Source organism: Pararhodobacter sp., from assembly GCF_034676545.1.
Classification (GTDB): domain Bacteria; phylum Pseudomonadota; class Alphaproteobacteria; order Rhodobacterales; family Rhodobacteraceae; genus Pararhodobacter.
The window spans coordinates 3,056,079-3,075,648 of the sequence record NZ_JAUCBZ010000015.1; the positions used below are offsets into that span (position 1 = coordinate 3,056,079).

General features: G+C 64.6%; 19 protein-coding genes and 1 tRNA gene. 4 read left to right on the forward strand and 16 right to left on the reverse strand.

Annotation, left to right across the window (positions count from 1 at the left end):
- Positions 1-83: 83 nt before the first annotated feature.
- From rseP to pyrH, 6 genes are all read right to left on the reverse strand, one after another.
- A complete protein-coding gene (rseP, locus tag VDQ28_RS18410; RefSeq protein WP_323037313.1) occupies positions 84-1,409 on the reverse strand; it encodes an RIP metalloprotease RseP in 1,326 nt (441 codons plus the stop codon).
- Positions 1,410-1,428: 19 nt separating this feature from the next.
- Entirely contained in the window at positions 1,429-2,607 is a 1,179-nt protein-coding gene (gene dxr, locus VDQ28_RS18415) for a 1-deoxy-D-xylulose-5-phosphate reductoisomerase (protein ID WP_323037314.1), read from the reverse strand.
- Complete coding sequence (locus tag VDQ28_RS18420) at positions 2,607-3,401, reverse strand: phosphatidate cytidylyltransferase (protein WP_323037315.1); 795 nt, start codon at positions 3,399-3,401, stop codon at positions 2,607-2,609. The genes dxr and VDQ28_RS18420 overlap by 1 nt, the downstream gene beginning before the upstream one ends.
- Positions 3,402-3,403: 2 nt before the next feature.
- Positions 3,404-4,114 (reverse strand): polyprenyl diphosphate synthase, encoded by a 711-nt coding sequence (uppS, locus tag VDQ28_RS18425; RefSeq protein ID WP_323037316.1) that lies wholly within the window; start codon positions 4,112-4,114, stop codon positions 3,404-3,406.
- A gap of 51 nt (positions 4,115-4,165) precedes the next feature.
- Positions 4,166-4,729 (reverse strand): ribosome recycling factor, encoded by a 564-nt coding sequence (frr, locus tag VDQ28_RS18430; RefSeq protein WP_323037317.1) that lies wholly within the window; start codon positions 4,727-4,729, stop codon positions 4,166-4,168.
- Between the two features lie 168 nt (positions 4,730-4,897).
- Complete coding sequence (gene pyrH, locus VDQ28_RS18435; RefSeq protein WP_323037318.1) at positions 4,898-5,623, reverse strand: UMP kinase; 726 nt, start codon at positions 5,621-5,623, stop codon at positions 4,898-4,900.
- 139 nt (positions 5,624-5,762) lie between these two features.
- Here pyrH and miaA point away from each other — a divergent pair, with 139 nt between their 5' ends.
- The gene (miaA, locus tag VDQ28_RS18440) at positions 5,763-6,662 is read left to right on the forward strand and encodes a tRNA (adenosine(37)-N6)-dimethylallyltransferase MiaA (protein WP_323037319.1); all 900 of its coding nucleotides are present in this window, start codon (positions 5,763-5,765) and stop codon (positions 6,660-6,662) included.
- Between the two features lie 135 nt (positions 6,663-6,797).
- A complete protein-coding gene (locus VDQ28_RS18445; protein WP_323037320.1) occupies positions 6,798-7,631 on the forward strand; it encodes an AraC family transcriptional regulator in 834 nt (277 codons plus the stop codon).
- Between the two features lie 9 nt (positions 7,632-7,640).
- Here the strand turns inward: VDQ28_RS18445 and VDQ28_RS18450 are convergent, their stop codons facing one another.
- Complete coding sequence (locus VDQ28_RS18450; protein WP_323037321.1) at positions 7,641-8,231, reverse strand: lytic transglycosylase domain-containing protein; 591 nt, start codon at positions 8,229-8,231, stop codon at positions 7,641-7,643.
- 202 nt (positions 8,232-8,433) lie between these two features.
- Here VDQ28_RS18450 and ssb point away from each other — a divergent pair, with 202 nt between their 5' ends.
- Complete coding sequence (gene ssb, locus VDQ28_RS18455) at positions 8,434-8,952, forward strand: single-stranded DNA-binding protein (protein WP_323037322.1); 519 nt, start codon at positions 8,434-8,436, stop codon at positions 8,950-8,952.
- A gap of 79 nt (positions 8,953-9,031) precedes the next feature.
- Positions 9,032-9,105, forward strand: a tRNA-Gly gene (locus VDQ28_RS18460).
- An 82-nt stretch (positions 9,106-9,187) separates the two neighbouring features.
- On the opposite strand, the gene VDQ28_RS18465 is transcribed toward VDQ28_RS18460, so the two are convergent.
- The 9 genes from VDQ28_RS18465 to VDQ28_RS18505 all read right to left on the reverse strand — a co-directional run bounded on the left by VDQ28_RS18465 (position 9,188) and on the right by VDQ28_RS18505 (position 19,479).
- Entirely contained in the window at positions 9,188-9,595 is a 408-nt protein-coding gene (locus VDQ28_RS18465; RefSeq protein ID WP_323037323.1) for an acyl-CoA thioesterase, read from the reverse strand.
- Positions 9,592-9,975, reverse strand: coding sequence for a hypothetical protein (locus tag VDQ28_RS18470; RefSeq protein ID WP_323037324.1), 384 nt, complete (start codon positions 9,973-9,975; stop codon positions 9,592-9,594). Before VDQ28_RS18470 ends, VDQ28_RS18465 begins: the two co-directional genes overlap by 4 nt.
- A 46-nt stretch (positions 9,976-10,021) precedes the next feature.
- Positions 10,022-11,671: a DNA repair protein RecN gene (recN, locus tag VDQ28_RS18475; RefSeq protein ID WP_323037325.1), complete on the reverse strand. Its 1,650-nt coding sequence runs from the start codon at positions 11,669-11,671 to the stop codon at positions 10,022-10,024.
- Positions 11,672-11,695: 24 nt separating this feature from the next.
- Positions 11,696-12,541, reverse strand: a complete 846-nt coding sequence (locus tag VDQ28_RS18480; RefSeq protein WP_416349434.1) for an outer membrane protein assembly factor BamD — start codon at positions 12,539-12,541, stop codon at positions 11,696-11,698.
- A gap of 191 nt (positions 12,542-12,732) precedes the next feature.
- Complete coding sequence (gene lpxC, locus VDQ28_RS18485) at positions 12,733-13,668, reverse strand: UDP-3-O-acyl-N-acetylglucosamine deacetylase (RefSeq protein ID WP_323037326.1); 936 nt, start codon at positions 13,666-13,668, stop codon at positions 12,733-12,735.
- A 235-nt stretch (positions 13,669-13,903) separates the two neighbouring features.
- Entirely contained in the window at positions 13,904-15,691 is a 1,788-nt protein-coding gene (gene ftsZ, locus VDQ28_RS18490) for a cell division protein FtsZ (RefSeq protein WP_323037327.1), read from the reverse strand.
- A 211-nt stretch (positions 15,692-15,902) separates the two neighbouring features.
- Entirely contained in the window at positions 15,903-17,237 is a 1,335-nt protein-coding gene (ftsA, locus tag VDQ28_RS18495) for a cell division protein FtsA (protein ID WP_323037328.1), read from the reverse strand.
- Entirely contained in the window at positions 17,234-18,613 is a 1,380-nt protein-coding gene (locus tag VDQ28_RS18500) for a cell division protein FtsQ/DivIB (protein WP_323037329.1), read from the reverse strand. The genes ftsA and VDQ28_RS18500 overlap by 4 nt, the downstream gene beginning before the upstream one ends.
- Positions 18,601-19,479, reverse strand: coding sequence for a D-alanine--D-alanine ligase (locus VDQ28_RS18505; RefSeq protein ID WP_323037330.1), 879 nt, complete (start codon positions 19,477-19,479; stop codon positions 18,601-18,603). Before VDQ28_RS18505 ends, VDQ28_RS18500 begins: the two co-directional genes overlap by 13 nt.
- Between the last annotated feature and the right edge of the window lie 91 nt (positions 19,480-19,570).

Genomic DNA, 19,570 nt, shown 5'->3' on the forward strand with positions numbered 1-19,570 from the left:
GTCTGGCGTCTGAACGTGGCGTGAATGCGGCAGGTTGCGGGCCGCGATCGGGCGTTTTCAGAGAATTCGCCCGACCTCACCCCTCAGCACAGCAAATCATTGCCCAAGGCGAACAGCATCAACGCGCCCAACAGCACCAGGCCGGTGGTCATCAAGGCACCCATGACACGGTCGCTGGGCGGCTTGCCGACCAGCGCCTCATAGGCGTGAAACACCAGATGCCCGCCGTCCAGAATCGGGATCGGGAACAGGTTGAGCAAGCCGACGGCGGTCGAGAGCACGGCGATGAACCAGATGAACGACGCGACCCCGTCCGAGGCCATCGCGGCCGATGTCGTGGCAATACCCACCGGACCGGACAGGTTGCAGGTGCTGATCGCGCCCGTCACCATATGATACAAACCCGAAATCGAACGGCTCACGATATTGCCGATCTCATTGACGGCGGCTGGCACGGCCTCGGTGATGGACACGCCGCGCACCGGGTGATCAAAGAATGTTCCGCTTTGCAGACCGATCAACCAGCGCGTCTCGAACCCGCCATCGGGCAGCGGCAGATCGGTGCGGCGCGGCGTCAGGCTGACCTCCAGCTCGGACCCGTCGCGCCACAAGCGCAGCGCCACCGCCTCGCCATTCGCCGCATCAACCAAAGGTGGCAACTGTCGGAACGCATAGACCGGCTCGCCGTTGACCGACAGGACCACATCACCGGTCTCCATTCCCGCGTCGCGCGCTGCCGATTGCAGCGCAATCCCCATCGCCCGCGCCGGTATCGGGTGCGGTCCGGTAACATCCATCGTTTGTCCAGCGCGTTCAACGGTATAGGTCACGCTGGGCGATGGCTCCAACCCGTCCGCCAAGCGATAATAATCCGCCAGATCCGCAACCGGCTGGCCGTTGACACGGGTGATCAGATCGCCCTCGATCAGGTCCATGGTCCCGGGCATGGCATGGATCGCGCCGACGCGCGGCGCGTCATCGGGCACGCCCTGAACCATCATGAACCCCGCGAACACGATGATCGAGAAGATGAAATTGAAGGCCGGTCCGGCAAAAATCGTCGCGGCGCGTGCCCAGAGCGGGGCGCCGTGCATGGTGTGGCGGCGCTGCTGGGCGTCAAGATCCGACATCACCGCGTCATCCGCCGCCGATGACGCGGCATTCGCATCGCCCAGAAATTTCACATAACCGCCGAACGGCAAGGCCGCGACCTGCCATTTGGTGCCACGCCGATCGACCCGGCTGAACAGCACCGGGCCAAACCCCAGCGAGAACACCTCGGCATGGATGCCCGACCAGCGCCCGACGATATAGTGTCCGTATTCATGGACCGTCACGATGATCGACAGCGCCACGACAAAGGCCGCGAGGGTGAAGAACAGATTGCCGAATTCGGGCAGAAACCCCATAACCGATACCTTCTTTTCGTCAGGCGGCGCCGCGGCACCGTGAATTTGCAACCTCGCCGGCAAGCTGGCGCGCCTCGGTATCCATGGCCAGAACCTCGGCCAAGGACCCCGGAGACCGCGTCAGCGATGCGCGCGAGGCAAAGCGCGAGAGCGTTTCCTCGACGACCGGCGCCATGTCGGTAAAGCCGATCTTTCTGGCAATAAAATGGTCAAGCGCGATTTCTTTTGCCGCGTTGAACACTGCCCCCGCCGCGCCGCCGGTGCGCATGACCACATCGGCCAGCGCCAGCGCCGGAAAACGCGCCAGATCAGGCGCCGCGAAATCCAGCCGCCCCAGTTTCGCCAGATCGAGCCGCGCAACCGGCAGATCGGCGCGCGCGGGCCAGTTCAGCGCATAGCCAATCGGGTGGCGCATGTCGGGAGCACCCAGATGCCCCATCACCGCCCCATCCGCAAAGGCAACCAGCGCATGAACCGCCGATTGCGGGTGGATCAGGACCTTGATCTTTTCAGCCGGAAGGCCGAAGAATTCATGCGCCTCAATCACTTCCATCGCTTTGTTGAACATCGAGGCGCTGTCGATGGTGATCCGCTGACCCATGTCCCAATTCGGATGCTTGCCCGCGTCATCCGGCGTGGCGCGCGCCAAATCCGCCAGCGGCCAGTCGCGCAACCCCCCGCCCGAGGCGGTCAGGGTCACGGTTTCAACCGCCGCGATATCCTCACCGACCAGCGCCTGAAACACAGCGGAATGCTCGGAATCCACCGGCAGGATCGTGGCACCATGCCGCGCGGCCTCGGCCAGCAACAGACGTCCCGCCGTCACCAGGCTCTCTTTGTTGGCCAGCGCCACGGTTGTGCCCTGCGACAAGGCGGCGAACCCCGGCGCCAGCCCGGCCGCGCCGACAATCGCCGACATGATCCAGTCCGCCGGGCGCAATCCGGCCTCGGCCACGGCCTCGCACCCGGCGGCAACCTCGATCCCGGTGCCCGCCAAGGCGGCTTGCAGATCGGCCAGACAGTCGTCAAACGCCGTCACCGCAATCTCGGCGCGATGCGCGATCGCGGCTTGCGCCAAGCGCGAGACGTTGCGCCCCCCGGTCAGCGCCACAACCTGAATGTCGTCGCGGCGCGCCAGCAGATCCAATGTGCTTTGACCGACCGACCCGGTCGCCCCAAAAACCGAAACCCGCCGCATCAGCCCGCCAATCCGCTGAACGCGCCCAGCATCGCCAGGATCAGCGCCAGCGAGGCCACGGCGATCAGCGCGTCAAACCGATCCAGCACGCCGCCGTGACCGGGGATCAGGTTCGAGCTGTCCTTGACGCCCATGCGCCGCTTGATGAAGCTTTCCGCGATATCCCCCAACTGCCCCGCCAGTGCCAGCAGCGCGGAAACCGGGACAACGACCCAGGACAGATCCATGAGGACCGCGAAGGTCACCCCGACCAGCGCCGCGCAAATCCAGCCTGCGACGGTGCCGGACCAGGTTTTCTTGGGGCTGATCCGGGGCCAGAATTTCGGCCCGCCCAGAATGCGGCCGGCGAAATAGCCCGCCACATCCGAGGCAATCACAATGCCGACCAGCCACAGCACGAACCCCAGCCCGAAGGCGTCGCGCAGCACGATCAGCCCGTGTCCGGCGAACAGGATCATCAGCAGATAAGCACCGAAAATCCCTTTGTCGCGGGTCAGACGCATCGACAGGACGACAGCCCCCAGCGCCAGTCCGGCCAATGACAACCAGCCGCCCAGCGTGAAGGACAACACGCCCACCAGGATCGCCGTGGACACGCCATGCGCCTCGGCGCGGCCCTGCGGCGCGTCGGGTTGCATCATGGCGTAAAGCTCCCAGGCCATCAGGCCGGACAGGGCAATTGCCAGCGCGGCAAACACCACGCCGCCCCACCAGATCGCAAACGCCCCGACCGCGACCATGACAATCGCCGACAGAACCCGCGCCTTCAGATCCGAGAAATTCGCACTTGCCACGCTCAGACCCCGCCAAACCGCCGGTCACGATCTCCGAACCGGCTCAGGATTTCGGCCAGAACTTCGGGTGTGAAGTCGGGCCACAGAACCGGGGTGAATTCGAATTCGGCATACGCCGCTTGCCAGAGCAGAAAATTGGACACCCGCGTCTCGCCAGAGGTGCGGATCACCAGATCAGGGTCGGGCAGATCGGCACTGTCCAAAGCCGCGTCCACCGTGCCCTCGGTGATGTCGCCGGGCGACAACTCCCCGGCGGCGACCCGCTCGGCAATGCGGCGCGTGGCGCGCATCAGCTCGTCGCGGCCACCGTAATTGATCGCCACCGTCAGGTTCAACCGGCTGTTGCCCGCGGTCTGCGCCTCGATCCACGCCATCAGGTCTTGCAGCTTTTGGTCCAGCCGGGCGCGATCGCCGACAAACCGCATCCGCACCCCCTCGGCTGACAGCGCCTTCGCCTCGCGCTGGATATAGCGCGCAAACAGCCCCATGATGCCCAGAACTTCTTCGGTCGAGCGCTTCCAGTTCTCGGTCGAAAACGCGTAGATCGTCAGGTATTCAATACCAAGATCGGGCGCCGCACGGACCACTTCCTTGACCCGTTCGGCACCCTTGCGATGCCCGACCAGCCGCGGCCAGCCCTTGCTCGTCGCCCAGCGACCATTGCCGTCCATGATGATCGCCACATGTCGAGGCGTGCCGGGCGCACTGGCCATGGGAACTCCGTTCACAAAATATCCACCGATGTCCGCCCGCAAAATGACGGGTCAGACCTGCATGATCTCGGCTTGCTTCTCTTCCAAGGTCTTGTCAATTTTCGCAATATGCGCGTTGGTCAGCTCCTGCACCTCGGATTCCCAGAATTTCTGGTCATCCTCGGACATGCCCGCCGCTTTGGCCTTTTTGATCTGGTCCATGCCATCGCGGCGCACGTTGCGCACGGCAACCCGCGCGTTTTCGGCATAGCCGCCCGCCACTTTGGTCAATTCGCGGCGGCGTTCCTCGTTCAGCTCGGGAATCGGCAGCATGATGATCGTGCCATTCAGCTGCGGGTTGATCCCCAGCCCGGAATCGCGGATCGCTTTTTCGACCTTCTGCACCATCGACTTGTCCCAGACGTTGATCGTCACCATGCGGGACTCGGGCACGTTGATGGTGCCCACCTGATTGATCGGGGTCAGCTGGCCGTAGGATTCGACCATGATCGGCTCCAGCATCGACCCCGAGGCGCGTCCGGTCCGCAAACTTGCCAATTCCGTCCGCAGCGCAGTAATGGCCCCGTCCATGCGGCGGCTCAGATCGTCACTGTCAATTTCGATTTCGTCAGACATGGCTGTTCTCTTTGTCTCGTTCTCGGCCTCGCCCATCTGGCGGCGGCACAGGATATTCGCCCGCATCAGGCTCTGTTGAAAAGGGGTCTAAACCGTAGGGCGTAAAAAAGAAACACCCAAGCGTGTGCGCTTGGCGCGAAGACGCCGGTTGGCCAACGGCGGATTCCGTCAGTCCGAAACGCGGGTATAGGTGCCCTCGCCGCGCAAAATGCCCTGAAACCCGCCCGGCTCATCCAATGAGAACACGATGATCGGCAGATCGTTGTCGCGTGCCAGAGCAATCGCGCTGGCGTCCATCACATTCAGATGTTTGGCCAGAACCTCATCATAGCTCACATGATCATAGCGCACCGCATCGGCGTGTTTGACCGGGTCCTTGTCGTAGACGCCATCCACCTTGGTGCCCTTGAAAATCGCCTCGCAGGCCATTTCCGAGGCGCGCAGCGTCGCCGCCGTATCCGTGGTGAAATACGGGTTGCCGGTGCCCGCGGCAAAAATGCACACGCGCTTTTTCTCAAGGTGGCGCACGGCACGACGACGGATATAGGGCTCGCAGACCTGATCCATCGGAATCGCCGAGATGACGCGGGTGTGGATGCCCAGTTCTTCCAGCGCCGACTGCATGGCCAGCGCGTTCATCACCGTCGCCAACATGCCCATGTAATCGGCGGTCGTGCGCTCCATCCCCTGCGCGCTGCCCTGCAAGCCGCGAAAGATATTGCCGCCGCCGATCACCATGCAGATCTCGACGCCCAGATCATGCACCGATTTCACTTCGCGTGCGATGCGTTGCACGGTTGGCGGATGCAGCCCGTATCCCTGATCGCCCATCAGGGCCTCACCGGAAATCTTGAGCATGACGCGGTTATAGGTGACGGGGGTAAGGTCGGTCATTGGGGCCTTTCCTTGCCATGCGCCATCACCGGGCGGGCCGGGCGTGCAGCAGCAAACGGAGGGTGGTTTCAATCCGGCGCAAAATGTCGGAAAACCGCCCCGAGTTCAACGTCAATATCACCCGGATCGCGCTTAAGTCATGCCAATCTCCGCTTTGCCCCTGCCCGACGCTGACCGCCCGGTGTTGATTGCCGGGCCAACGGCCAGCGGCAAATCGGCGCTGGCGATGCGGATCGCGCTGGATCAGGGGCGGCTCATCGTGAATGCCGATGCGTTGCAGGTTCATGCCGCGTGGCGGGTGCTCAGCGCGCGGCCAACGGTCGCGGATGAGGCGCGCGTGCCGCATCACCTTTATGGGCATGTCCCGCGCGAGGCCGAGTATTCCGTGGGCCACTGGCTGCGCGAGGTGGCGCAGATCCTGAAAACCCACGCCAATCCGGTGATCATCGGCGGCACCGGCCTCTATTTCGCGGCCCTCACCGAGGGGCTGGCGCAGATCCCCGCAACCCCGCCCGAGATTCGCGCAGAGGCCGATGCGCTTTTGTCCGGGCAGGGGTTGGAGCCCCTCCTGAAAGCCCTCGACCCCGCAACCTTGGCGCGCATCGACACCCGCAACCCGGCCCGCGTCCAGCGCGCCTGGGAGGTGCAGCGCGCCACCGGCACCGGGCTGGCCGCCTGGCAGGATCGAACCGGCGCGCCGCTGCTGCCCTTGTCGCGGGTCACGGCTTTGGTGCTGATGCCCGAGCGCGCTTGGCTCAACGCCCGAATCGATCAGCGATTCGCCGCCATGATCGAGGACGGCGCGCTGGACGAAGCCCGCGCCGCCCTGCCCCATTGGCCCGACACGGCGGGCACGCCAACCGCGCCCTTGTGGACCCGCGCCATCGGTGCGCCGGATCTGGTTGCCCATCTCAAACACCAGATATCGTTGCCCGAGGCCATGGACTCCGCAACATTGGCCACAAGGCAATACGCCAAACGGCAGCGCAGCTGGTTCCGAAACCGGATGAAAGCCTGGCAGAACATCGCCCTGCCCTGACATCTCAGAGTCTCTTTTCTGCAACGCCCGCGGCTTGATCCAGGCCGCAATCACAGAGTCGTGCGTTTAGGGCTTGGGGTCTTCGCGCCCGCTTCCTAATCTGTGGTTTCCGCTGCCACGGACAAGAAAAGACAGATGACAATTATCCCCGAGACCCCCTCGCAATTGCGGCTGACGCCGATCTCACGGCTGGCCGCTGGCGGCCGCTGGCGCGTCGAGGCGATGCGCGCCCTGCGCGAACCGGTGCTGCTGTGGTTCACCCAAGGCCAAGGCCGGATCACCGTTGCCGGAACCACGCGCGGCTATGGCCCCAACCACGCGGTGTTCATTCCGCCGGGCATCATGCACGGGTTCGAGGTTGCGCCGCGCGTGCAGGGCTCGGTGGTGTTTTTTGGCCGCAATCACGGGCTGACGCTGCCGCAGGTGCCGAAATTCCTGCGCCCGCGCGACCCGATCTCGCAAAAGGAACTGCTGGCAACGCTGGAGAATATCCAGCGCGAGTTGGAAACGACCCGCGCCGGATCGCAGCAAGCTGCAAAGCACCATCTGGGGCTGCTGGGCGTTTGGCTGGATCGTCAACTCGAGCGCGAACGCAATTTCGAACCCTTGATGCCCCGCCCTGCCGCCGCACAGCGCCTTGTTGCGCGCTACTCGGCGCTGCTGGAACGTGATTTCCGCTCCAACCCTTCGGTTGCCGATTACGCGACGGCATTGGGCGTCACGCCGACCCATTTGACCCGTGTGTGCCGCGCGACCTGCGGCAAGGGCGCGCATCAACTGCTGGAAGAGCGGATCTTGTTCGAAGCCCGGCGGCTGCTGACGGAAACCCGGATGCCGATCAAGGATGTCGCCGGGGTTCTGGGCTATAACTCGGCGGGGTATTTCACCCGCTCGTTCCAGAAAAGCGCGGGCATGACCCCCTCGGCGTTCCGCAAGAAGCCTGCCTCCACGGTGGTGCCGCTGCTCTGACCAAAGGGGTTAGCCGGCGCCCATGACAACACGCACATAATGCGTGGTTTCCTCAAAGGGCGGCACGCCATTGTGCCGCTCGACCGCGCCCGGCCCGGCATTGTAGGCCGCCAGCGCCAGCCGCCAATCGCCAAACTGGTCATACATCATCCGCAAATAGCGCGCGCCGCCGTCCAGGTTCTGATGCGGATCGTCGGGGTTCACGCCCAACTGCGCCGCGGTGCCCGGCATCAACTGCGCCAGGCCGCGCGCCCCGGCGGTCGAAACAGCGCCCGGGTTCCAGCGGCTTTCCTGATTGACCAGTCGAAAAAACAAATCGACCGGCACGCCATGACGCTCGGCGGCAGCCCGGGCCGAGGGCAGGAATTCACTGCGCCGACTGCCGGAATAGGCCACAACCGGGACCACGGCCTCGCCGGAGGAGGCCGAATACTGACGCGCCAGACGCGTATCCATCACCCGGGTCTGAATGCGGAAATTGTCGCGGCTGCTGCCGGACGCGCCGCCCGACGCCAGTCGTAGACCACTGGCCATCGCCGCCTGTGTTGTCATCGCGGCGACAACCAGTGCCGTCGCCGAGCCAATCAACGCTTTGCGCATACTCAAACCCCCAGAATCCCCACCAAGACATCCCCATCTTTGGCCGAACCATACGCCCAAATTCCGGGTTTTCCAAGACGCCAGTGCCCACCGCGCCCGAACTCTGGCAAGGCGCCGCCGATTAAACCGTTTTCCAACCCTTCTCTGGTGGTGTACCCAAAGACCCAACAGATTCGATATTGGTTACAGACGGAGAAACGTCATGGCGGGTTCCATCAACAAGGTCATCCTGATTGGCAATCTCGGGGCAGACCCCGAGGTGCGCACCTTTGCAAACGGTGGCAAGGTCGTGAACCTGCGACTCGCGACTTCCGAAACCTGGCGCGACAAGGCCTCGGGCGAGCGGCGTGAGCGCACGGAGTGGCACTCGGTGGCGATCTTCAACGAGGCTTTGGGCCGCATCGCCGAGCAATACCTGAAAAAGGGCTCGACGGTCTATGTCGAGGGCCAGCTGGAAACCCGCAAATGGCAGGACCAATCCGGCGCGGACCGCTATTCGACCGAAGTCGTCCTGCGGCCCTTCAATGGCAACCTGACCATGCTGGGTGGCCGCGGTGGCGCGGGCGGTGGCGGCGATTACAACGATCCGCAGGGCGGCGGCGACGGCTACAGCGGCGGGCGTGGCAGCGCATCGGGCGGCGGTTCGGGCGGCAGTCGGGGCGGTTCTGGCGCTGGCGGCTACAGCGGCCCGTCGGACATGGACGACGAAATCCCGTTCTGAAGCCAGAACAAAGCCCGTACCACAGCGCGTGGAACGGGCTTGACGTGCTGCTGCCGCGGGTCTAGATCGTGCAGCCAAGGCGGGTGTAGCTCAATGGTAGAGCTTTTGCTTCCCAAGCAAGTGACGAGGGTTCGATTCCCTTCACCCGCTCCAATTTTCCACAGATCACAAACCCTGACGCCGGGACACCAGCGGCCCTTTGCCAAGGGCCGATCGGGTGGTTCTGCGGTTGGATCTATTCGGCAGGCACCGGTCTTGGCCGCCCGTTCAGATCAATCGCCACATAGGTGAACATCGCCTCGGTGACCTTCTCCCGGCGACCATCGGCAAAGCGCAGCGCCCAGGCCTCGATCATCACGCCCATGGACGAACGCCCGACCCGCTCGATCCGGCCATAGATGCACATCACATCGCCCACCTTCACCGGCCGGATGAATTTCATCGCATCCAGCGCCACCGTGGTCACCCGCCCCTTGGCGCGCTGACCTGCGATGATTCCGCTGGCAATGTCCATCTGGCTCAGCACCCAGCCGCCAAAAATGTCACCGTTGATATTCACATCCGACGGCATCGCCTGAATGCGCAGGGTCAGGTCTCCCTGTGGGCCGGTCTCGTCGCCGGTGGTCCTGGCGGCCTTGCTCATAGCGTCATGATCTGCGCCGTGGAGTCGAGATAGGCATAGCTGCACCGGACCTCGATCGACTGGCCGCCGCGCTGCACGCGCAACATCACGTCGCGCGATGTCGGCAGGCCGCCTGCCCCCACGACTTCGTGCGTGCCGACCACGCCCTGCACGTCGAACCCCGCCCTGCGGCCCGCGTCAAGACAGGCGGTTTCGGCGGCGCTGGCGCTGGCCCCGGCAGGCGCGGGCAAGGCCGCCGGGGCGCTCGTGGCACCGCTGCCGGTCGTTGCGGAAAACGGGTTCGTGAACCGGCTGCCGCCCCGATAATCCGGAATATCCATGCAGCCTGCCAGCATCGAACATGCCGCCAAAACCCCGATTGTCACTGCTGTTCTTGTCATGTTTTGCCTCTGTCTTCTGAGACCAACCGAGGGATCCCGCCTGGCATTACGCGCCGATCAGCGCCCGGGCCGCGCCGCGCGCCGCCTCGGTTATCGTATCACCCGCGAGCATTCGTGCAATCTCGTCAATGCGGTCGTCTGTCGAAAGTGGCAACACTTCGCTAAGCGTCTGCCCTGCGACCACCGATTTCTGCACCCGCCAATGGTGCGCGCCCAAGGCGGCAACCTGCGGGCTATGCGTGACCACCAAAATCTGCGTGCCCTCGGCCAACGCCCGCAAGCGGCGTCCAACGGCATCCGCCGTGGCCCCGCCGACACCGCGGTCGATTTCGTCAAAAATCAGCGTCAGCCCGGCATTGCCACGGCTCAGGCAGACCTTGAGCGCCAGCAGAAACCGCGACAACTCGCCGCCCGAGGCGATCTTGTTGAGCGCCCCCGCCGGGGCACCCGGGTTCGTCGCGACCTCGAAGGTCACCGCATCCGCGCCCTCGGGTCCGGGGCCTGCGGGCGCGATCACGGTCTGAAACACCGCGCGTTCCATCTTCAGCGGGGCCAATTCGCGCGCCATCGCCTGATCCAGCCCGATCGCCGCCGCCGTGCGCGCCTGTGTCAACGCCGCGCAGGCGGATTTGAACGCCTTCTCCGCCTCGGCCTCGGCTTTGGCCAGGGCCGCCATGCCGCTGTCGCCCGCATCCAGCGCCGCCAGACGGTCGCGCAGATCGCGGGCATGATCGCCAAGCGCATCGGCCATGACGCCATGCTTGCGCGCCAGTCCGCGCAGGGCGAACAGCCGTTCCTCGACCTGTTCCAGGGTCGCGGGGTCGGTGTCCATCGCGTCGAGGCAGTCGTCAATCGCGTGTTGCGCCTCGCCCAAATCCGTCAGCACGCGCTGCAACGCCTCCAGCGCCGCATCCAGCCGCCCGTCGACACCGTCCACCGCGCCTTCCAGCCAGCGCAAGGCATCGAGGCTCAACCGTTCTGCGCCCTCGTCGCCCAGGGCCTGCCGGGCGCGCGCGACATCCTCGCGCAGGCGCGTCGCGGCCTGCATGAAACGGCGGCGCGTGTCCAGTTCCGCCTCTTCGCCGCGTTGCGGGTCAAGCGTGTCCAACTCCTTGACCGCGTGACGCAAATAGTCTTCCTCACTGCGCAAACCCGCCAGGCGTTCCTCGGCGGTGACCCGTGCGCGGCGGGCCTCGGACACCGCCCGCCATGCGCCGCGCACCGCCGCCAGAACCGCCTCGACTTCGGCATAGGTATCAAGCAGTTGACGGTGCCCACGCGGGTTCAGGAGTCCGCGATCATCATGCTGACCGTGCAACTCGACCAACGTATCGGACAACGCGCGCAGCACCTCACCCGAGGCCCGGCGGTCGTTGATCCACGCGGTTTTGCGGCCCTCGGCGGTGTTGACGCGGCGCAGGATCACCTCGCCGTCGCTGGGGATTCCGGCATCCTCGAGAACCGCGCGACCGGGGTGATCGGGGCCCAGCTCGAACACCGCCTCCACCTCGCCTTGCGCGGCGCCTTGCCGCACCAGATCGGCCCGCCCGCGCCAGCCCAGCACAAAGCCGAGCGAGTCCAGCAGAATGGATTTCCCCGCGCCGGTCTCGCCGGTCAGCACATTGAGACCCGGCTGAAAATCCAATTCCAGCCGGTCGATCAGCAGCATATCGCGGATCGACAATGTGCGCAGCATAGCCCGCCCCGTTTCCTGTCTGCCTTAGATCCAGTCGCCGCGGACCGTGCGGCGGTAAATCTCGCGCAGCCAGTTTTCGCCGGTCGCGTCCGCGGACAAACCAGCCCGGTTCAGCAGCGCGTAGCTGTCTTCATAGAAGGGGTTGCTGCGGAAGTTGTGGCCCAGGATCGCGCCCGCCGTCTGCGCTTCCGAGCGCAGGCCCAACGCCAGATAGCTTTCGACCAGACGATGCAACGCCTCAGGGGTGTGCGTGGTGGTCTGATATTGCTCCACCACCGCCCGGAACCGATTGACCGCTGCCGAATAATTGCCACGGCTCAGATAATAGCGTCCGATTTCCATCTCTTTGGCCGCCAGGCGATCATAGGCCAGATCGAATTTCAGCACCGCCGAGCGGGCATATTCGGTGTTGGGGTATTCCTCGATCACATAGCGCAGATAGCGCAAGGCCTGAAAGGTCAGCCCCTGATCGCGGCCGACATCCTCGATCTGATCGTAATAGGTCAAGGCGACGATATAAGCCGCCCAGGCCGCATCCGGGTCGCCGGGGTATTGATCGAGGAAGCGTTGCGCCGTTGCGCGGGCCTCGTCATATTGGCGACTGCGGTGCAGCGCATAAGCCTGCATCACGATCGAGCGACGCGCCCAATCGGTATAGGGATAGATCCGCTCCACTTCGCGGAAATAGCGCAGGGCGCCTTCTGGGCGCGCGCTGGTTTCCAGCACATACTCGCCACGCTCAAAGATCTCTTGCGCGGTATAATTATCCAGTGGCTCATCGGTGCGGACGCGGTCCGAACACGAAGCCAGTGCCAACACCAATACCCCTGCAACCGCAAGCGTCGTCAGTTTGCGCCCGGCACCCAGCATCGCATTCCCCATCATTGGTTCGTCCCCTTGGCTCTGCCAAACACTGGCACGCCGAATCCCCACCGCCTCAAGACGGATGTTGCCGGATTTCGTAACACAGATGCAAAGGCTGCGCAAAACGCCTTTGCGCAAATTTCCGCAACACAGCAAACTGTGACACAGGCGCGTCGGAGCGACGGAAATTCGTGACGTCAGGTGACCGCGGCGTGGCGCGCCAGGTCCTTGGCACTGACGCCGGCGCCGGGCATGGAATGCGCGCGCGCACCGCCCACGGCAACCCATTCATACGCCAGAGGGTCCGCCAACAAGGCGCGCACCAGACGTCCGGTCAACGTGTGCCCCGCGCGATGCCCGACGTAGCGCCCCAGGATCGGCGCGCCCGCCACGGCCAGATCGCCCATCGCGTCCAGCATCTTGTGACGCACCGGCTCGTTGGCGCGACGCAAGCCGCCGGGGCTGAGGATCAGGTCCCCCTCGACCACCACGGCATTCTCATAGGTGCCACCCAGCGCAAGCCCGTTGGCGCGCATGAAATCGACATCCGACTGGCGGCAGAAGGTGCGGCAATCGCTGAGTTCGCGCACGAAGGTGCCGTTGCACAACTCCAGTTCCAACTGCTGATGACCGATTGCGGCATCGGGAAAATCAATCTCGAAGGCGATGGACAACTGATCGGCGGGCTCCAGCCGGGCCCAGGCGTCATTCATCCGGACTTCGACGGTGCGCAGCACATTCAGCGCCAGCAACGGCGCATCTTGCGCCACCATGCCCACCGCGACAAACGCGGTGACAAAAGCCTGAGACGAGCCGTCCAGGATTGGAACCTCGGGGCCATCCAGCGTGATCAAGGCGTTGTGAATGCCGCACCCCGCCAGAGCGGCCATCAGGTGCTCGATGGTGGATACGGTCACGCCATGGCGGTTACCGATCTTGGTGCACAGGCTGGCCTCGATCAACGCATCCGGGCCAACCACGACCCGCCGCTCATCCGCCGTGCCATTCAGGTCCGTCCGCTCGAACACGATGCCATGCCCGGCCGGTGCCGGATGCACGTCAAGGCTCACCGGGACACCCGAATGTAGGGCGACTCCAGCAAAACGCACTGTGGTTTGAAGGGTGGTCTGCACTGCTCTGCCAACCTGTTTATGAACTCTTAATCGTATGTAGAAAGCAGCGGGATGTTTCACAAATCACGCTTTGTAACACGATGTAACAGACATCTCACGGATGCGCGAGTTTCCGCGCATATTCCCGCAAACGACTACAATTCATTGTATATAAACAGAAAAGAACCGGCTTTCACCGGTTCTCTCGCTGATTTTCAGGCGCAGGATGTGATCGAAATCCGACGCTTTGTGACCGTCAATTCGCCTGGCGACGCAGGAACGCCGGGATCTCGATCCGGTCTTGCGAGGCGCGTTGCTGAGGCTCGTCGTCATAGGCATGGACCGGCGGCTGAACGCGTGCGCTTGGTGCCGGCGCTTCTGCATGGCTGCCGGCCATCCGGTGAATCAAACCGCCAAGGCCACGACGCGGCTGTGGTTGTGGCTGTGGTTGCGGCTCCATGCGCTGCTGCGGTTGCGCCGGGCGCGGTTCATAACGCGGCTCCTGCCGAGCGGCCTGGCGCGGGTCATGATAGCGATCATCGTGACGCGACTCCGGGGCTTCGGGCTGCTTCAGCACGGCATTGCGCAGACGGGCCAGGGTTTCCGCCGAGGGTTGACCCGCGACACGCTCACGCTGCGGCGCAGTGAATTGCGTGGCCTCGTCGATCCGTGGCTGCGGCTGTTGCTGCGCCTGCGGTGCGGGGTTTTGACGCGGCGTGTTCAACACAACGGTCGGACGCGGGGTCGCGGCTTCGGTGCCCAGCACGTCATCCAGATCGAACTCGTCCTGCTGGGGTTGCTGCGCCTGATACGCCGGGCGTGCCTGCTGCGGGGCGGAGTGCGCTGCCGGAGCATAAGCGTGCTGGCGCGCATCCGCGTGCATGTCACGCTGCGGTTCGGCACGAGCGGCCTCGCGACGCGGCTCGAACAACGGCGCGGGCTCGGCTTCGGGCTCGTGATATTGCTCGGGCTCGTAGCCATGCTCGGGCTCGGGCTGGGCTGCGGGCACGTCAGCGGGATGCGCGGCCAGTGGCTCGGCCAGACGGCGACGCTGCACGTCCAACGATTGCGCGTCATGCGCGGCCTCGATGCCGGTGGCGACGACCGAGACCCGAATCGAGCCCTCCATCGTCAGGTCCAGAGTCGAGCCGACGATGATATTCGCCTCGGGATCGACCTTTTCACGGATCAGGTTGGCGGCTTCGTCCAATTCATAGAGCGTCAGATCATTGCCGCCGGTGATGTTGATCAACACACCGCGCGCGCCATGCAGGCTGATTTCATCCAGCAGCGGGTTGGCGATGGCCTTCTCGGCGGCCTGACGCGCCCGGTCTTCGCCACTGGCTTCGCCGGTGCCCATCATGGCCTTGCCCATCTCGTCCATCACCGCGCGCACGTCGGCAAAGTCGAGGTTGATCATGCCCGGACGCACCATCAGATCGGTGACACCCTTGACGCCCTGATACAGCACGTCGTCGGCCATCGCGAACGCTTCGGTAAAGGTCGTGCGCTCATTGGCCAGACGGAACAGGTTCTGGTTCGGAATGATGATCAGCGTATCGACGACCTTTTGCAGGGCTTCGACACCCTCCTCGGCCTGACGCATGCGCTTGGCACCCTCAAAGGCAAACGGCTTGGTGACCACACCGACGGTCAGCACACCCAGTTCGCGCGCGGCCTGCGCGATGATCGGCGCAGCGCCGGTGCCGGTGCCGCCGCCCATGCCCGCCGTGATGAAGCACATATGCGCCCCGGCCAGATGGTCGATGATCTCTTCCAGCGTTTCTTCGGCCGCCGAAGCCCCGACCGTCGGGCGCGCCCCGGCCCCCAGACCCTCGGTCACCTTGACGCCCAACTGGATACGCGAGCGCGCCTTGGATTGTTGCAGGGCTTGCGCATCGGTGTTGGCGACGACGAATTCGACCCCTTCGAGGTTTTGTTCGATCATGTTGTTGACGGCGTTACCGCCAGCGCCACCCACGCCAAACACCGTGATCCGGGGAGTCAGATCCATCTTGTCGTTTTCGATAAAAGTAAGTGCCATTGCCTGTTCCGCCTGTGCCTGCCGGTTTGCCTTGCCCGAGGTATCGGTTGGTCGTCCGGTCGTTGCTGATTTGCTCGATTTTTCAGTGATTCTAACGTGCCTCTTCGGGGTCGTCACCTAAAAAACGAATCACATCACCCAGAATGACGGAAAAAACGCCATGATTCCCGCTTCTTCTTCTGTCCGGGGTGAAGATTGATCCATTTTCCGCCTACCAATTGTCCTTGAACCATTTCATCGCCCGTTTCAGCGGGCGCGTTGCAAAGCGTTGCGCGGGGATATCGAAATCCCACCACTCGTCTTGCGGACAGGCCGCGAACTGGCACAGCCCGACGATCGCGGCAAAGGCCGGACCGGTCGCTGCCTGCGGCAGACCCTGCACCCGGATCGGCCGCCCCAGCCGCACCTGCTGGCCCAGGATTTTCGCCGCCAGGCCATCGAGGCCCGGGATCTGACTGGCCCCGCCGGTCAGCACGATCTGCTGGCTTGGCAGATGATCGAACCCCGCCACGTCGAGCCGCGCGCGCACCTCTTCCAGGATTTCCTCGACCCGCGGGCGCATGATGCCGATCAACTCGCTGCGGGTGATGGTGCGGCGGTCCTTGTCCCAATCGCCGCTGTCGCCGCCGATCTCGATGATTTCGCGGTCATCCCGGCCGGTCGCCTGAACCCCGCCGTAATAGGTCTTGATCCGCTCGGCCGTCGAATAGGGGATCTGCAAGCCCTTGGCGATGTCGCCGGTGATGTGATCGCCGCCCAACCGCACGGTGTCGGCATATATCATGTGTTTCTTGATGAAGATCGAGATGCCCGTGGCCCCGCCGCCCAGGTCGATGGCGGCGGCACCCAGTTCCTGCTCATCCTCGACCAGCGCCGAACGACCCGCCACATAGGGCGCAGCCGCCATGCCCGCGACCTCGACATCGCAGCGCTTCAGGCAATGGATCAGGTTTTGCACCACATCCGCATCGACGCTGAGCATATGCATGTCGCAGCCCAACTGGTGCCCCGCCTGCCCGCGCGGATCGGCCAGCCCGGTGCGATGGTCCAACAGGAAATTCACCGGCTGCGCGTGCAGCACCTCGCGCCCCGAGCCCAATTGCGGCACGTCACAGGCCGAGAGAACCCGCGCGATATCCTCTTCCGAGACGCGATCCCCTTCGACCTCGACCATGCCCTCCAGCCCGTAAGACCGCGTATCGCCGCCCGCGAAGCACAAGATCGCGTGGTCCACACGGGTCTGCGCCATCTTTTGCGCGGTCTGCAACGCCGTGCGCACCGCGCGCTCGGTTTCCTGCATCGCCGCGATCTCGCCGAACCGGATCCCGCGCGAGCGCGTGGTGCCCGCACCGATCACCCGGAACGCCGCCTGCCCGGCCAAAGCGCCCACGCCCGAACCCTCGGCCGGCCCCTCGGAAACCCCGAATTTCAAGATCAGACAGGCCACTTTGAAGGTGCCGATATCCAGCACGGCGATGGAGCCGCGTTGCATGGCCTGTTGGCGCATACTGCGCATTGCACGTTGGGATTGATATAGGTCGGTCATCGGTTTTGAGCTCCGCTGGACTCTCGTCTGATCCGGTTGAGTTCGTCCATCGCTTCGGGCGACAGACGCAGGGTGGGACGCGTCGGATTGCGCAGGTCCAGGACCTGCACATCGCGCGCCAGTAAATCTTGTGCACCGTTCAGGGCGATTGCGCGTTCCAGCGCGCCGAGGGCGCCATCCGCGGGCAGCAGGATGCGTTGATCGCGATCCAGAACCACATTCCAACGCCGCTCGCCGACCCGCTCCAAGCCGCGAAGCCGCGACCGGATCGGGGCCGCGGCCGCCCATAGCAGATGCGCCTCGGCAATGGCCTCGGGCGCGCCGATCCCGGCAATCAGCGGCAGATCGGGGCGCGCGGCCCGGCTGGCCAGACGCGCAACCCGGTTGCCCTGGGCATCCAGCAGATCCAGCCCGGTTCCGTTGCGCCAGATCATCGCGGGCAAGCGCTCGTCGATCACCACCTCCAGCACACCCGACCGGACCTGCAACGACGCCGTCTCTACTGCATCCAGCGCCTCGGCCGTGGCCCGCAGCGCGGGCAGGTCCAGTTGAAACGACGAAATCGGAAACTCGATGGCCAAGAGCTGCGCCACGCCCTGCGCCACTTCCGGCGAGCGGGAGTGCACGGTGATCCCCGTCACCTGGAACTGCGGCCGGTTCTCGATTGCCGTGCGCACCGATACGAAGCCATCAACCAACGAGGCGCGCCGCGATTCATCCGCCAGCCAGCCACCGACCAACAGCACCATCAGCAAGATCGGCAGACCGACGCGCACGAAATGGCGCACCGTCGGCGTCAGCCACAGCCGATTCAGTCGATAGCTCAGGCGGCTGGGCGACGGATCCGCCGGGCGCGCGGTTTCCAGCGGGATCGTAGCCATCGCCGGCCAGCCTTCGTCGGGTTGCGCCGCGCCGGCCTGGCGTGGCGCCGCGGCGATGGATCCGGCGTGGGTTTGTCCGGCGTAGAGGTGTCCGATCGCCGCCGCACCCTGCGTCGAGCTGGCGAAATTCGTCAGCGACTGACGAATGCCGGGGCGATCCGCCGCCTGTCCGCGCGGCAAAGGGTGCGCGGGTTGGGCCGTCTGGTCAGACCGCGCCGGGGCGTGCCCGCGTGGTCTTGGCGTGAATTGCACCGACGGGAGCACGCCGAAATCATCCAACGTGTCGCCCTCATCCCGTGGCGCGGGTGGCCAGGACGCGGGCAAAGGCTCGCATTCCCAGCGCGCCGCCAAAGGCACTGTCGCCGTCACCGTCGGCTCTGGCCCGGGCTGGGCGATCTCGATCGGGTCCGGCCATTCCCAGCGTCCGTGCGGGTCCACCGGGCGGGCGTTGCGCGTCAGGGGCGGCATGGTCTTGTCGCGGATCACCGTGGACACGAGGCATCCTCCACCAACCAATGCACCAACTCGGGAAACGAAATCCCGCAGACCGCCGCTTGTTCCGGGCTCAGCGACGTCGGCGTCATGCCGGGCTGGGTGTTCGTCTCCAGCAGGACCAACCCGTCCAGACCGCGCGCCTCATCCCAGCGGAAATCGGTGCGGCTCAGGCCCCGGCAACCCAACGCCTGATGCGCCCGCAGTGCATAGTCCAGACAGGCGTCGAAAATCTCGGCGGGCAACTCGGCGGGCACCACATGCCGCGAGCCGCCGACCTTGTATTTCGCGTCATAATCATACCAGCCCTCGGTGAGGATATCCGTCACCGTCAGCGCCCGGTCGCCCAACACGCTGGCGGTCAACTCGCGCCCCGGCGCAAAGGCCTCGACCATCACCACCTCGGGCATGGCGTCATCCAGTTGCGGCGGGCCGTTGTTTTCATCGGCGACCATCCACACCCCGACCGAGGACCCCTCGTTATACGGCTTGACCACATAGGGCGGCGTCAACACATGGCGCGCGCGCACCTCGGCCTTGCAGGCCAAGCGGCTCTCGACCACCGGCAAACCCGCAGCGCGGTAAATATCCTTGGTGCGCTGCTTGTCCATCGCCAGCGCCGACGACAACACGCCCGAATGCGTATAGCGGATGCCCAGCCATTCCAGCAGGCCCTGCACCGCGCCATCCTCGCCCCAGCGGCCATGCAAGGCGTTGAACACCACATCGGGGCGTAGCGCGGCAAGCCGCTGCGCAAGGTCGCGCCCTGCGTCCACTTCGACGACCGTATAGCCTGCCTCACGCAGCGCGGCGGCGCACATGCGCCCGCTGGATAAAGACACCTCGCGCTCGGCCGAGATGCCACCCATAATAACCGCCACTGTGGAGGATGCCCTGCTCGACATACCCACCAACACTGCCTCTTTCAGGGCTTTTCGCCCCAATTATTCGTTATCGACC